The organism is Aquibacillus rhizosphaerae, from assembly GCF_030282825.1.
GTDB classification, from domain to species: Bacteria; Bacillota; Bacilli; order Bacillales; family Amphibacillaceae; genus Aquibacillus_C; species Aquibacillus_C rhizosphaerae.
Genome location: NZ_JASTZU010000058.1, coordinates 256,474 through 271,299 on the forward strand (window position 1 = coordinate 256,474; position 14,826 = coordinate 271,299).

Below are 14,826 nucleotides of genomic sequence, written 5' to 3' on the forward strand. Positions count from 1 at the left end.
CTCTCCTTTATAATTTTTGTTGATAATGATTGAAACTCCTCTCGAATAAACCTGCCCATAATTACAACATCTTAACTTTAACATAATATTCCATTTAACTTTTTAAATATCACAAAAAAAAGACCGCCGTATTACGACACTCTTGTTAAACTCTTGCTCCCGTTACTTTAAGTGTATTTATTCACATTCTAATTCCTACTTTAATGCCTTCCAAATTGTCCATCTATCTTTCTCAACTATATTTGAATTGTTTTCTAATGATTTATCAATATGATTTATTAGTAACTTTAATTCTTTGTCATCTAATTCATGTAAAATACTTCTTCCAGTTCTTTGACTTAGATCATTTAGTAATTGTTCTTTATTATCATAGACATTTCTTGTTTCCCACAACTTTATTTCTTCTATATTCTTAAATCCAACTTGCTCCAACATTTCGACTACAAGTTGGCTCTTATGTCTCCGACTGGTCTCTTTTTCAATCAACTTTGGAAAGAGTTCAAAGAAATAGCCTCTAATATGACTATTATCTCCTTTTAATAAACAATCCTCTGGAGTTCGGTCTTGAATAATATAAAAGCCACCTTCATTTAACAGTCTAAAACCCTCTTTAACACAAGAGTTTAAACCCTTTATATGATGTATCAAAGCTCTTTCAAGTAGTAAATCATAATTGTTACTATCTAAACCTGTTTCAAATGCATTACCATGCTCAAAAGAAATATTTTTATATGCCTTACAGTTTTCTTTCGCTCCATCAAGTATAGCTTCAGAGAAATCAACTCCAGTTACATGGTCTACTCCCAAGTCCGCCAGAGCTTTAGAATAAATCCCACCGCCACAACCAATATCTAAAGCATTAGAAACGTTCTCAATAGGAATTAAATTTTTTATTGCTTCCATCCATGTTTTGTCAGCGTTTCGAGTTGTATATGTAATGCTATTCTTCTTACTATGAAAATCAATACCCACTATACATCCCTCATCTCTCAATTTGAATTTATACAGTAAAATTTCACCACATTATGTGTAGTTTTCACTTATTACAGTATTCTACGGCGTTAGCTTAACAACCTCTTCAATATTACTTTAACATTAAATTCCATTTTACATCTGATAATTTCTCCAAAACTATGAATATTGATTCTTTTATCTGTTCTATATGGGAATCCTTTATACAAAAGTATTTAGGAGTGATCTATTTGTTATTATCAGAAGCAGCTACGTCCTATGAAGCAGATAAGAGAATTGAAGGATTCTCCCCACAAACTCTAAAGGCTTACCACCTTCAAGCAAATTTATTAATCAAGTATTTTAGTAATATCTCGATTAAAGATATTTCTACTTATGAGCTGAAACAATATTTAGCAGAATCAAGTAAGGATTTAAAACCATCTAGCCTAGCTCATCGAATAAGATTTATTAAATCTTTATTTCGTTGGTCACACGAGGAAGGAATTATTAATAGCAATCCAGCGAGTAAAATAAAAGAGCCGAAAGTCGGAAAACGAATTCCAAAATTTCTAACGGAAAGAGAAATTGAACATTTACGAGATGCTTGTTATTCTGCTTTGGAGAAAGCCTTGTTTGAATTTATGTTTTCAACTGGATGTCGCATTGGAGAAATTGTTTCTCTTGATCGCAACAACATTAACTGGAGTAGTAACTCTGCAATTGTCCGAGGTAAGGGTGATAAGGAGAGAGAAGTTTATTTTAATGTTCGTTGTGATATATGGCTTGAGAAATATCTAAATGAGAGGAACGATAGTGATCCATCTATTTTCGTTTCAGAGCGTTCAGCACATAGGATGAGCATTGCACAGATGAGATAGATAATAAAGCGAATCTCTAATCGTGCTGGAATAAACAAGACAATCCACCCCCATCAATTAAGACATAGCTATGCTACACATCTCTTAAATAACAGTGCTCCTATTGAGGTAATACAAAGTTTACTTGGACACGAAAAAAGTGAGACAACTCGGATTTATGCTCAAATAAGTGGAAGGCTTAGGCAAGAATTTTATAACAAATACTTTTAATGAAAGAGCAACTCATATTGACGTTGCTCTTCAACTCTTGCACCCCGTTAGCACAATAAGGCTAACCTTTATTTATTTTCAAACCATTCATTTTCTAAAATACTCATTTCCCATAAATTCCAATATTCATCACCTACTTTTCTTGCGTCTCTAAGTAATCCCTCTTTTACAAATCCTGACTTTTCATAACAAGCAATTGCAGAGGAATTGAAGTCAAACACTCCGAGACTAACTCTATGTAAGCGAAGTTCATCAAATGCAACTTTAAGAATTTCTGTCATCATTCGTTGACCGGCACCTTTTCCTCTTACATTCTTATCACCAACTAATACTTTTCCAATTCTTGCTGATTTGTTTTTTCTATCAACATTTCCTAACGAAATATGTCCTATGATATTTCCAGTTTCCTTCTCTAAAACGCTATAAACCAAAGTATTAGAATTGTCACAATTTGCATTGTTGAGGTAGTTTTCTAATTGCTGTTCATCTAATGGAAAACTAAAATTAGGACCTCCCCATTGCAGTAGAAACTCTGGTGTTTCAATCCAATCTATTAGTTGTTGAAAATCCGAACGTTCAAAAGACTTTAATTCAATCATAAAAGTTCTCCTCGTTTCTTTTGTTCAATACAGAGTATCGTAACAATTTTAAACGTAGTTCTTTGTTCAATTAACCTGCTTCTTTAACGCAATAGGATCTGTCACATCACAACTCCTTGTTCAATTATTGCACCCTTTAGTTCAATAGTATACTATGCTTTATTTTCTTTCTCTTAGTTTGCCTACCTCAATAATTAGACAAATTATTAACCCAGCTATAATCCCAAGATAAATACCTAAATAAGTGCCTAAAGCCGTTTGAACATCTGTGTGGTTATAAAAAACATTTAGGAATTTACTGCTAATAAATCCTCCTAAAGCACCTAATATAACTCCCAACAAAATCCTACCAATCATTTACAATCCCCACCTTTTTCAAATTTCCAATCATAAAAACTCATAAATCCTTGTTCAAGTAAAGCACCGGGTCACTATTTTCTTGAGTGACCCTTTAACCTTTTTTATAGATTATTCATTTCATACAGACTTCCAAGCATCATAGAAATCATTTACCGTTGAATACCTTTTACTACGCTCATCTTCAACTGCTCTTAGTGCTACTTGGTAAAGACCTTGATTAGCAGCCCACATTGAGAAGGAACGATCCATTTCACCACCGAGTAATCCAAATGCAATAGCTCCAAAATTAAAGACATTTGTAATAGAATCAATTGGAGACCCAATTTTATATTCTTCTGGGGATTTTGAGCGATTTGCACCCCAAAAATTCTCGCCTATATCATTAATTGAAGGTGACTTTCTATAAAAATCTATATCGCATATTGTTGTTTCATCATTATTGAAATCATATAGGATACTTCCATCATAGAAATCTACCGCAACATAATTTTTCGATTCTATATAAGTATGAAAAGAAAAGATTGCATCTAAGGCTTTTAAACGTTTTTCCAATTCTAATTTCTTAAACCGATAAAAAGGAGATTTAGGATTTGTATATTTTGCTGGACCACCAAATGTCCAATGAGAGTGTAAGCATTCGCCTTCAGCCCACTGAAAAAATAAGGCATACCCATTTTCAGTGGGAAAGTGATTTAGTAACCTTATCAAGTTTGGGTGTTCTAACATTTGATAAACAGGTACCGCTTCTTTCAATCGTTTAATAGCTTCCTTTGGATTTCCATTAAATTCAATTGGTTTTGCACCAGCATATTTAACAAAATACCTTTGATTATCTTTTTCAACACCGAAACTTATATTTCCTGAATCTTGTTGGTCAAATACACAAAAAACAGAACCCAACTGTTTTAACCAATCGAAATTATGCTCTTCTTGTAATTGAAAATCTACCTTATTAATTGTCATTGTAATCAAACTCGTTTGTTGAATGTTTTTCAAATTATGATCCTCCCATTTTATAAGTAAGGGATACGTAGTTTATAGGGGCTTGATACGATTCCCTTAAATTAATTTAACCCCACTTGTAGTTTTTGTCATTTCCATTAAACAACGCCTCCTTTCAATTCCTCAAGGAAAATTATACCATTTTATTACGGGTAATACGTTCAATATTAAATCTCTTTATTAAACTAATAGTCAGTTGAACAAGGCTCAGAGAATGTCTAATAGATCTTTTAAGTGACTAAATTCAGTTAATCCCTTATGTTCCCTTGCTTTAATATTTGTAGGATTGTACAAGTAGAAATGTATGTCTGCTCCATTAGCAGCAGGGTAATCATTTTTTAGGGAATCCCCTATATAAATCGTTTCATCTTTGTTTAACGCTAATTTTTCTAGACAGACTTCCAATGCTTTTGGATTTGGCTTAGCAACACCTAATTCTTCAGATATGAAAACTCCTTCAAAATAGTGCTCTAGATTGGCTGCCTTCAACCGACCTCTTTGAGATTCACTGTAACCATTCGTCATACAAAATAAACGATGCTTCTTTGATAAAACATCTAATACTTCTATTGCACCAGGTTCCAAATATGCTGAACTACAAAATAATTCCCAATAGCTTTTAGTTATAAGGGGTTCATCGAAGGATACACCATAATCTTTTAATGAATCAGTTATGGAAAGTTGCATTACTTCCAAAGCGGATTTCCTCCCTCGTTATCCCCAATGATACCTACTTATTTGTTCGTAGGTATTTAAAAGCTGTTGTAACCTTTCGTCTTCTTGATTATTAAGAATTTTATGTTCTATGAATGCATGTATTAAAGATTCTATTTCACATTTTTTAAAATTTAAAAGGGTTTGATCCAAATCGAATCCAATGTTCATTCTATGCTCCTCAATCTTAGAATTTATAAAATAAAATTCTATATTTATTAAGTTTTTTTCTGCGAAGATTATAAACTATTAGTGGAATTAAACTACTATACTTCAATAAGAAAAAGGGCAATCCCTTCTTCTTTAAGGATTGCTACCGTTTGTTCATTACAAAATTTCTCTTTTGAAATAAAAAACTGTTCCATTAACACCTGACAACTCCCAACCTTCTTCACCAAATAAATTCAATCTTTCAGTCATCAATGTATTGAAATCAATATCGTTCTTCAATTGAATCTGAATGTTCTCCACTTTGTATTCAAATTGCTTCACTTAAAAACCTCCTAAAATTTATTTACTTAGAACCTTATATGTAATACGATCCATATTAAAATTGGTATCTTTGATTATCCTGCCCTTTACTTTAAGATCATGAATTCACATTTTTTTAACATAAAATTCCAATAACTCTTGAAACTATTCAAAAAGAAAAGGATGTCAATAATATATGACGATCCACTTGTTGCTATTGCACCCGTTAGGTTAAGTACATACTTTCACAATGTTTCAACGTTAGCTAATTATTAAGCCTAAGATAATAGGTAAAGTCAGCATAAAGATTGAACAACACAGTAAAAGTAATGTTATTGGTTTAGATAGTTTTTCTCGTCCTTTTCCTTTATACCAACCTGAAAATTGGAATCTATTCCTATACAATACAAACAGTGAAACGTAAATTCCAATTGCTGCAATCCACTGATACTTCTCTGTAACTTCGTTTATTGTATAGATATTTCCTATTACTGACCAGGCAAGTCCACCTAATAGCATAAATATAAAAAAAATACGTAATAGTTCCAAAATCACTCTCATTGTCTCCCATTTAACCTCCTCAATGGTTTCACAACAGCATCAAATGGCCTATTGGAATAACGAAACCCGTTAATTTAAGATGATTTTTCTCCCTCTTTTTTCTGCTTCCTTCTGTAAAAATAACGCCATATATAAAAAAATGTAAAAAACGCTAAAAAAGGAATATAAAAATAATTTAGAATGCTTGTTTTAAAACTTAATTCATATCCCTCACTCATATACTTCACCCCGTTTATATTTCTCTTCAAGAAACCTGATCCGTTAATTTAAGTAAAATTCTTCACAAAATCTTTATTTATTTTACCATAAATAACCAGAATACCTTGTGAAGTCAAGTGAAAAAATAGTTAATTGTTAATTTTTACCTACCAAATGTACAGAAAATTATTTACTAATTCGCGACTAAAAATCCAGGGCTACAATAGCCGTTGTACCCTTACATTTCAGCATGCAATTTTAATGCAGTTTCCATAAGAAATCCTTTTAAACCAACAAAAAATGACCACCAAATCAGCCTACAATTTGGTAGTCATTTTATATTACATTTTTAATGTTTGCGATAGGTAACGGAACCTGTTAGCAAAATGGAGTGCAATTTTATAACCATTGTTGCTTATCATTATTTTTTCACCACTATAATTCGTAACTCTTATGCTCTAATTCCCCTCTGACCTCATTCTCAAATGCCCCTAAGATTGCATAACGTATTGAGCCGTATTTTGAAGTAACAATTGCTTCTTCAACTAAATCCCGTTACTTTAAGCACAAGACTTCACAATCTTTTTTTACACCTCATTAAACTCAATCCCCTAAATGCGTTGTCTATGCAAAAAGACGTCTTCTTATTAAAGAAAAGCGCCCGTTTGTTGAAGATGTCCTCATTAATCAGAAATAATGAGGCCATCTTCTGCAACTTGCCTCTAATCAATAGAATTTGGGGTTTCAACCAATACAAAAGATATTTTTTGGCCATGTTTTACAAATCTGAATCAATCAGAAAACCCTTTCCGTATCAAGTAAAATAGAACTGAAACTAAGAAAAGAATCGCTGATTGGTGAGTCTATTATACCAGTGAAAGCAACAACTATTTTAAAGTGCTTTTCGGCTTCTTGATTGATAATTTTTTTAATATATTCCTTCCAGCTAACAACGCAAAATATAAAGAAATTGTGACTAATAGTATTGCATAAAAGTCCCGTCTAGCAAGGTAAGTTGTAGAGTTAAGACCTTTTATAAGTAAGTGAGCAAACAGGTAGGAGATAGGCAATAGAATAATTTTTTCTAGCCCATTTCTTATTTTTTCATTCTTACGGAATATGGTCAATCCAATTCCACAAATAAGTAAAAATCCTATAGCAAATATCACATAGTAGCTTAAAACTAGCCGAGGTAACGTAATGACAGAACCATCCGTTATTGGATCTCCATAAATTAAAATATTTTCACTTCCATCGGTATTGTAATAATAGATTGAAGCGACCGTTTCTCCATTCGGGTTTAAGACCGTATTTTCTAGGTTGTTTTTGCTTATTTTCTGGTGCCAAATCGTTTCCCATGTAGTTATATCATAGACATAACCTGAATTGTCTGATGCTGGATATTGTTCCACATGGAATCCTGATACTTCTTCACTAAAATTCAAAAGTACAGTTCCATCACCCTTTTCAATGATTGAAACCGCATTTTCATTATAAGAAATGTATGCTGGCGCTGTCAGATAAGCCATTGTAACCACTGCAAAAACCAATGTTACCATGACTGAAAGAATAATCGTTTGCAGCTTTTCCCTTCGCAATGTATTTTGTATGTTTCTTAAGGGAGCTATATCGGTATCTATTGGCAGTTCTTCAAGCGTCCTCATTTCTTCAAGTCGTTTTTTGCAGTTTTCACAAGAAGCTATATGTTCTTCAACGATATCTTTAGTATCTTGACTTGCCATATTCTCGACATATAACGGCAGTAAATCCCTAATCATATTACAGCTAATTTTCATCGATAATCCCCCAATTGCGCTTTAATCTTTTCTCTAGCACGGTGATAAGTAACACAAGCCCAGTTATCACTTTTTGCAAACAAATTGCCAATTTGCTTAAATGACAGTTCTCCAAATACACGGAGCGTAAAGACTTTTTTATAGGGCTCTTTTAATTTCTGTATAATTTCATGTACCTTCATAGACGCTTCTGAAGTGGTTATTTCTTGCTCTACATTGTCTTCACTAGCTGGTTCTGGAAGTGACTCTAAATCTACAAAGCTTTTTTTCTTACGCAAATAAGAGTAATAACTGTTTTTGGCAATTTGGCATAACCAAACACGGATATCACTATCCCCTCTGAAACTGTCTAGCGATGTTAATGCCTTCATAAAAGTTTCCGATGTGATATCTTCAGCGATATGCTTATCGCCAGATAAACTATACACATATAAAAATACATCTTTAAAGTATGTATTATAAATATCCTCAAGCTGTGTCACCATCTCACCTCCTTACATATAAGACGCGATAAACTCAAATATCTTACAAAAGTAAAAGAAAAACCGTATAAAGTACATCCGGTCCTTTTTTCTTCTACCATAATTATTAGAAATCCTGTAATCGATACTCCTGCCCATGTATCCCTTTATAATATTCAGGAACCATTTCTTCTCCACATTGTTCACACTGAAATCGGTTAAGTTTAAGTGAAATTATTCACAAAACCTGTATTTATTTTAACATAAATATCCAGAATACCTTGTGAAATCAAGTTAAAAAATAGTTAATTTTCACCGACCAAATGTACAGAAAATTACTTACTAATTCGCAACTAAAAATGCAAGGTTACAAGCCGTTGCACCCTTACATTTTAACCTTTAATTTTAATGCAGTTTCCATAAGAAATCCTTTTAAACCAACAAAAAATGACCACCAAATCAGCCTACAATTTGGTGGTCATTTTATAATACATTTTTAATGTTTGCGATAGGTAACGGAACCCGTTAGCAAAATGCAGTGCAATTTTGTAACCATTGTTGCTTATCATAAATGTTCACCACTATGACTCATAACTCTTATGCTCTACTTCCCCTCTGACCTCATTCTGATAAGATGAAACAACCAAGTTCTTCAGGTCATTCCCCGAAGGACTCTGGAATAATTGAATACCAAACTCTGGAGCAATCGCAAAAAGGTGATCAAAGATGTCGGATTGAATCGCTTCGTATTGTGCCCATCTTATATCATTGGTAAAGGCATAAACCTCTATTGGCAAGCCATGTTCCGTTGGTGCTAGCTGTCTTACCATCAAGGTCAAGTCTTGCCTAATTTGCGGATGATGCTGTAGGTAATGTTTAACGTATTCTCTAAATACACCGATATTTGTCAACGAGCGTCTATTTACTGTATGACTCTCATCTAATTCATACTTCGTATTATAGTCAGCTATTTCTTTTTCCTTACCAGTAAGGTATTCGGTTAAGTAGTGTATTTTTTTTAGATTTTCGTTCATTTCCTCTGATAAAAAAGTGATACTACTCTTATCAACGAATAAAGACCGCATGATTCGTCTGCCACCTGCATCTTGCATCCCTCGCCAATTAATAAAATAATCAGATACCAGTGCATAACTCGGTATCGTCGTAATTGTTTTATCCCAGTTTTGAACCTTTACAGTAACAAGCGAAATATCAATAATGTCTCCATCCGCACCATAGTTAGGCATTTCAATCCAATCTCCGACCCGAACCATATCATTTGCTGCCAATTGAACACCTGCAACAAGTCCTAATATCGAATCTCTAAATACAAGTAACAGAACTGCAGAAAGCGCACCAATCCCACTTAGCAGAATGAGCGGGCTCTCCCCCACCAGATAAGAGATGACCAGGATAACTCCTACAATGACTACAACGATATTAGCTACCTGAACATAGCCTTTAATCGGTCGTTGCTTAGAGATTTCAAACGTTTGATAAATATCATTAATAGCATTGAGCAAGCTAAGAATTACCATCAACGCCACAAAAATGATATAGATAATAGCCCCCTTTTGAATCACTGCATCATAATTCGGAAAGGTGAAAGCAGCTATGTAGATAATAATAGCAGGAACAATATGAGATAACTTGTGAAATACTTTCCTTTCCAGCAACATATCGTCCCATTTAAATCTGTTATTTTTAACGTAATGACTGATAATCCTCATTACTACTCTTTTTGTAATAAAATTAGCTATGATACAGATGATTGCTATTAATAAAATCATAATCGTATAAGATAAATACCCAGCAATAGTAGGAGATAAATCGTAGTCTACCAGCCACTCCTTAATGTATTTCATCGGAATCCCCCTGTTATGTAATTCAAGTTTTAGTCCATTCTACTTGCTATTCTTTTTTAAAATTGAACAATCAACCCTGTCCAATATATGAAACTCAATCATTATAAGTAATGATCGGTACATATAAAAAATTATAGCATATGTAAACTGATAGAGCCTTAGATCGCCTCTGGTGATGTGCGCAATACCCACTTATTGGTGGATGTCCACTAAAATAAGAAGTCACAATTGACAACTCCTGTTATTAACTAACTCTTTCTGTAGGAAACTCCGTATAGCATAAAAAGCAAATTAACATGTAACAACGATAGTACACTCAGCGGTTAAAATACTTCACCTATTAAAAATACTTTTATCAACACTGATAATAATATTATATCGTTAACCATGTCTTAGTATGTAGCTACAAACGTTTCACAACCATGGCACCTAATCCAATTAATAGATACAATCCTGCAAGACAAACGATGATCATGCCTAATTCTACCGTTTCGACCCCGATTGCGTATAAAAAAATACAAGCTGCACCAACACCTATCAGGACAATATAAAGAACACCAATTAAATAACGCTTTAAAAGCACGATACTACGTTCGTCCACTTGTGGTACATTGCCATTTTTCCGCTTGTTCCATTTATATAACAAAAAGGAAACCAAACTACCAAGTGTCACTCCTACAAGCACCGAAGGAACAATCGTATCAAAATTGAATTCACCTGTTTCTCTGCCAACAATATAAAAGCCTAACAAACCACCAATTACGATACAACAAATCAAAAACACCCAAATAAAGAAAAATTGTTTTTGTTTGACCATTGTTTTATTCCTCCTTTTACCTTTTTTCCAAGTAAAACAGTTCCTCGATTGGTACATCAAAATAGTCGATTAATTTCAAGGCTAACTCTAAGCTTGGATTATATTTATTCTTTTCAATTGCATTAATCGTTTGGCGAGTGATTTGGAGGTCCTCTGCCATCTTTACTTGAGATATGTCTTTTTGTAATCGAATTTCGCGAATGTGATTAATTACCCTCACCATGATTTCCCCTCCGCACCTATGTAAAGATATCTTTACACAAATTATACTAAAATGGCAGTTACATGTAAAGATACCTTTACATGTAACTGCCATTTTTTTTTAAAAGATATACATAAAAAACTTAATACGCATAGGTTAAGCAATCATTTTTCACGGATCGCAACAAACACATCGATTTCATTATCTGCTTGATCTGGTTTGTAACGGTCATCCCATATTTCAAAATCATACCCTGCGTGATCGTAAGGGTTTTCTTTTAACCACTTCCCACACAAAAAATCATAGGTACGATCAAGTTCCGATTCTAAACCTTTATGTGTAGCAGTCACATAACTGCTATCTGGAACATGATGGGTGTGCATACCCTTTGGAATTTCATCTACGTCTGACACTTGATAACCGATTACTTGTGTGAACTTGTCCACATTTGGATCAAATCCTCTTTTTAATGGATAGATTTGTACTAGGTAAAGATGGTCAGTAACCTTATTATGTATAAGGTTGCCATCTTCTTTTAAACTATCTAATGCTCTTTTTCCTAACTGCTGTTCTGCAATTTCCTTTAAATTCGCCTGAATTTGATAACCAACGATTGTAAAGGCATCTCTTTTCACAACTGTAGCTTCCACTATACGAACTCCTCCCCGAATGAATAAAATTCTATAATTATATTCCATAACCCTTATTAAAAACCTTCTATAATTTTTAAAAAATTCAATATATTGGATAAACAGGAATGATGACCTATATAATAGCTAAGCCTTTGTAGTTGTTGGAGTTAGACACCTTTAAATGTTATTACTTCATGGTCAGCAACAATTCAACTGAAGAATATAATATAAAATATTTAGATTCGAGTGAATAATAATTTTTTAAGATACCCTCATTCTTTAGTTATTGATACCTTCTCTTTTCGAACAAATACTGTACTACATACAATATATAGGCTTTATAGTGTATATAGATAAAGAATTGAAAATAGTTTAGCCGATTTAAACGAACGATTTTAATCTTTTTAATAAAAGGCATGAAGAGAAACGCAAAAGTTCCGTTAGCAATAGCGTTAAGAAACACAAACTTTTTAAAGTTTCCGAACGAAAATTTTAGTATCCACATAGAAAGGGGTATGTAAGGACCGATATCAAACGGAAGTTCATCTCTTATAAATGATTTTGGCTTATCATAAAACTTCCACCACTTCTGTTTATGTCCATAAATATGATTTATAATTTCAAAAACCCCTATAATAACACTCGCTAAAGAATATCGTTTTATATTTCGTTTTCCCATAAATACTAACGATAACCACGGAATGATAATTATAATAAGATTAAATAATACGTGCCGTAATGATGCCATAAATAAAAACTCCTCGCTTTGATCTTTATTTTTTAAAGTGCCCAGATACAATAAAAAAATCCAAATTTAAGCGATCAAAGGACATTTCCTAACAACCTAAAATACAATTTTTCTCAAGTCATTTAAAAAATGAAGACTATTTGTTACACAGTTATAGGTCTACTGCGCAATATAAGAGCTCCACAATCTGGCACAAACAGAAAGAAGACCACAACTTTATAGTTGTCCTCTTAAAAAGTATTTACTAAATGTATGTCTTAGTTTCCGACTTTGCAAAAAACTATCAAGTATTCCATTTTGGAGAGCGATGGCGAGCTTGGCAAAATCATAAAAAATTCAGCTTATTAATTGCTTAATTAATCTTTCCACACGAACTTTTTATGTTTTCCGTTATTTTGTGCTTTCAGTCATATTCACATCAATTTTAATCACCATACTTTTCGTTTACTCTTATTGCCCTTGAAAAGCATCGATCTAATCAGATATTCTTTTTGCAAATTCATAAGAATTATCCATTTTTTTATGTTAATTTTGGAAGATTATGATAATATTAAATTCGTAATGACAATTTTTTCTAAAAGTTTCATAAATTGGTCTACATGGTCTTATTCTATTTTAATTTAAAGGGGGAAACACAGTGTCTGAAAATAATGAGTTTGTATTTGAAAAAGAGGAGTTTGACAGTCCAAAACCGGAGATAACGAAAGTGGAAGGTGAGCCAACCGCTGCTTTTAAAGGAGCATCTTGGGCTGCTTTGTTAGTCGGTGTTGCAGCTTATCTAATCGGTTTGTTTAATGCAACCATGCAATTAAATGAAAAAGGGTATTATTTTGCAGTTCTAATGTTTGGGTTGTATGCTTCAATTTCATTGCAAAAAGCCGTAAGAGATAAAGAAGAAGGCGTTCCAGTTACTGGAATTTATTATGGAGTTAGTTGGTTTGCTTTAGTTATTGCTATTTCCTTAATAGGTATTGGTCTATATAACGCTGGTAGTATTTCACTAAGCGAAAAAGGCTTCTATGCGATGGCTTTTGTACTTAGTATATTTGCTGCAATCACTGTTCAGAAAAACATTAGAGATACACAAAAAGCAAGGGAAAGAGCATAATTATGGCTGGTTAGTTTTATTATTTATAAAAAGCTTAGAGTTAGAGAGCAACAATAAACTCTAAGCTTTCTTCTGTTTGTAAGCTTAACTGCTATTAGAAATGCGAACGCGAAAAAGTAAGGTGACAGTTCTTTTAGAATATAATCAGAAGTTGTTAAAAGATGGGAGTGCGTTAGTACAATACAATAATTTCTTCAGCTGTTACTTCTCTGCTGCTTTTATCTTTACTAAAAAAGTATCTTTTTGACAAAACTACGAATACAGAACTACCTAATTCTATGTCAGCTAAAGATAAATTTTCTCCGCTATTATTATTGATAACGGTGTTTTTCGGTGTATGTACCTTGCAAGCATATCCTATATCATCAACATTACTACTTAACTTCGGAACTGGGCAATCAACTATAAGTTGACCATCATCAATTTCAGATACTTTACCTTCAAAGGACTTGGTGCTTAACCCAAAATAAAATAACACAGACACAATTATGGCAACCACTAAAACAAAAGATATTATGATTTTCTTCATATTCACCCCAATTTCTTTTTATCTGCTATTTTCTTCAAAAGGAGGTATCACTTCGACAACTTCTTGTTCGACTTTTGCTTTACTTGAATAAGAAACAATTAAAGGTTTAATATATTTTTCAACTCCAGAGTTTGTTGCTTAGTCAAGGTAGAGTAATTTGATCCTCCATCAAATAAAACTGCACTGCCATCATCCTGAAACCATATATATCTTCGAATTTCTATAACACTATCATCAGGTCTATTAAGTTGGAAAAATGCATCTGGCTCATGTTTATTATTTGGTTTATCAATTTGGTTTGAATTATCTATGATAGTCCTTAATGATGTTATTGCCTCATCATCTGTAATTTCATCATTAAATTTAACTCCCTCTGTATCGTCATCTTCGAAAGGAGTTCCTACCCTAATGACTTCATTTGCTGAGCACCCTGAAAGTATTACTGTCAATAAAATAATTGTAAAAATCCAAGTAATTTTTTTAATTTGAACCCTCTCCTCTCTGTTTTAATTATGCAGAATTTAAAAAAATAAAAGACTATTCTTCTTATTCAAGATATGCCCTGTTTTTTAAGTACTAAGTTTATTCATTTGACTTATTAAAAGAGCCTGCACTTTACTTCAATCTGAAAAAAGGGACAGTTCTTCGTTTCCTTTTAATCAAGAAAAGTGAAGCGCTTACACATTATTGAAGAGACGCCAACGATAAAATAAGAGTTGTA

Annotated in this window: 17 protein-coding genes and 1 pseudogene; 2 read left to right on the forward strand and 16 right to left on the reverse strand. The window is 32.9% G+C overall.

The window, feature by feature from the left end; genetic code table 11:
* Window positions 1–195 precede the first annotated feature (195 nt).
* The gene (locus QQS35_RS18375) at window positions 196–972 is read right to left on the reverse strand and encodes a class I SAM-dependent methyltransferase (RefSeq protein WP_285933680.1); all 777 of its coding nucleotides are present in this window, start codon (window positions 970–972) and stop codon (window positions 196–198) included.
* A 230-nt stretch (window positions 973–1,202) separates the two neighbouring features.
* Between QQS35_RS18375 and QQS35_RS18380 the strand changes: the two are divergent.
* Window positions 1,203–2,042: pseudogene (locus QQS35_RS18380) on the forward strand (tyrosine-type recombinase/integrase).
* 68 nt (window positions 2,043–2,110) lie between these two features.
* Here QQS35_RS18380 and QQS35_RS18385 read toward each other — a convergent pair.
* The 13 genes from QQS35_RS18385 to QQS35_RS18445 form a co-directional block, all read right to left on the reverse strand.
* Window positions 2,111–2,641 (reverse strand): GNAT family N-acetyltransferase, encoded by a 531-nt coding sequence (locus QQS35_RS18385; RefSeq protein WP_285933682.1) that lies wholly within the window; start codon window positions 2,639–2,641, stop codon window positions 2,111–2,113.
* Between the two features lie 159 nt (window positions 2,642–2,800).
* Window positions 2,801–2,998 carry a hypothetical protein gene (locus QQS35_RS18390; protein ID WP_285933683.1) on the reverse strand — a complete coding sequence of 66 codons (198 nt, stop codon included), beginning with the start codon at window positions 2,996–2,998 and terminating at the stop codon, window positions 2,801–2,803.
* Between the two features lie 120 nt (window positions 2,999–3,118).
* Window positions 3,119–3,997 carry a protein kinase family protein gene (locus QQS35_RS18395; protein WP_285933684.1) on the reverse strand — a complete coding sequence of 293 codons (879 nt, stop codon included), beginning with the start codon at window positions 3,995–3,997 and terminating at the stop codon, window positions 3,119–3,121.
* A 213-nt stretch (window positions 3,998–4,210) separates the two neighbouring features.
* Complete coding sequence (locus tag QQS35_RS18400) at window positions 4,211–4,699, reverse strand: HAD family hydrolase (protein ID WP_285933685.1); 489 nt, start codon at window positions 4,697–4,699, stop codon at window positions 4,211–4,213.
* A 345-nt stretch (window positions 4,700–5,044) separates the two neighbouring features.
* Window positions 5,045–5,209 (reverse strand): hypothetical protein, encoded by a 165-nt coding sequence (locus QQS35_RS18405; protein WP_285933686.1) that lies wholly within the window; start codon window positions 5,207–5,209, stop codon window positions 5,045–5,047.
* Window positions 5,210–5,449: 240 nt separating this feature from the next.
* Window positions 5,450–5,749 carry a hypothetical protein gene (locus QQS35_RS18410; RefSeq protein WP_285933687.1) on the reverse strand — a complete coding sequence of 100 codons (300 nt, stop codon included), beginning with the start codon at window positions 5,747–5,749 and terminating at the stop codon, window positions 5,450–5,452.
* A gap of 1,085 nt (window positions 5,750–6,834) precedes the next feature.
* Window positions 6,835–7,743 carry a zf-HC2 domain-containing protein gene (locus QQS35_RS18415; RefSeq protein ID WP_285933688.1) on the reverse strand — a complete coding sequence of 303 codons (909 nt, stop codon included), beginning with the start codon at window positions 7,741–7,743 and terminating at the stop codon, window positions 6,835–6,837.
* Window positions 7,740–8,228 (reverse strand): RNA polymerase sigma factor, encoded by a 489-nt coding sequence (locus QQS35_RS18420; RefSeq protein WP_285933689.1) that lies wholly within the window; start codon window positions 8,226–8,228, stop codon window positions 7,740–7,742. The genes QQS35_RS18415 and QQS35_RS18420 overlap by 4 nt, the downstream gene beginning before the upstream one ends.
* Before the next feature lie 557 nt (window positions 8,229–8,785).
* Window positions 8,786–10,069 (reverse strand): mechanosensitive ion channel family protein, encoded by a 1,284-nt coding sequence (locus QQS35_RS18425; RefSeq protein WP_285933690.1) that lies wholly within the window; start codon window positions 10,067–10,069, stop codon window positions 8,786–8,788.
* A gap of 403 nt (window positions 10,070–10,472) precedes the next feature.
* Window positions 10,473–10,886 (reverse strand): hypothetical protein, encoded by a 414-nt coding sequence (locus QQS35_RS18430; protein ID WP_285933691.1) that lies wholly within the window; start codon window positions 10,884–10,886, stop codon window positions 10,473–10,475.
* Between the two features lie 16 nt (window positions 10,887–10,902).
* Window positions 10,903–11,106 (reverse strand): helix-turn-helix transcriptional regulator, encoded by a 204-nt coding sequence (locus tag QQS35_RS18435; RefSeq protein WP_285933821.1) that lies wholly within the window; start codon window positions 11,104–11,106, stop codon window positions 10,903–10,905.
* 146 nt (window positions 11,107–11,252) lie between these two features.
* Window positions 11,253–11,738, reverse strand: coding sequence for a GyrI-like domain-containing protein (locus tag QQS35_RS18440; RefSeq protein ID WP_285933692.1), 486 nt, complete (start codon window positions 11,736–11,738; stop codon window positions 11,253–11,255).
* 265 nt (window positions 11,739–12,003) lie between these two features.
* Window positions 12,004–12,468, reverse strand: coding sequence for a hypothetical protein (locus QQS35_RS18445; protein ID WP_285933693.1), 465 nt, complete (start codon window positions 12,466–12,468; stop codon window positions 12,004–12,006).
* Between the two features lie 697 nt (window positions 12,469–13,165).
* On the opposite strand from QQS35_RS18445, the gene yiaA reads away from it, so the two are divergent.
* Window positions 13,166–13,576: an inner membrane protein YiaA gene (gene yiaA, locus QQS35_RS18450; protein ID WP_407933992.1), complete on the forward strand. Its 411-nt coding sequence runs from the start codon at window positions 13,166–13,168 to the stop codon at window positions 13,574–13,576.
* Between the two features lie 172 nt (window positions 13,577–13,748).
* Here yiaA and QQS35_RS18455 read toward each other — a convergent pair whose 3' ends face one another.
* Together QQS35_RS18455 and QQS35_RS18460 are read right to left on the reverse strand one after the other, a co-directional pair.
* Window positions 13,749–14,105 carry a hypothetical protein gene (locus QQS35_RS18455; protein ID WP_285933695.1) on the reverse strand — a complete coding sequence of 119 codons (357 nt, stop codon included), beginning with the start codon at window positions 14,103–14,105 and terminating at the stop codon, window positions 13,749–13,751.
* A 98-nt stretch (window positions 14,106–14,203) separates the two neighbouring features.
* Complete coding sequence (locus QQS35_RS18460) at window positions 14,204–14,554, reverse strand: hypothetical protein (RefSeq protein WP_285933696.1); 351 nt, start codon at window positions 14,552–14,554, stop codon at window positions 14,204–14,206.
* Between the last annotated feature and the right edge of the window lie 272 nt (window positions 14,555–14,826).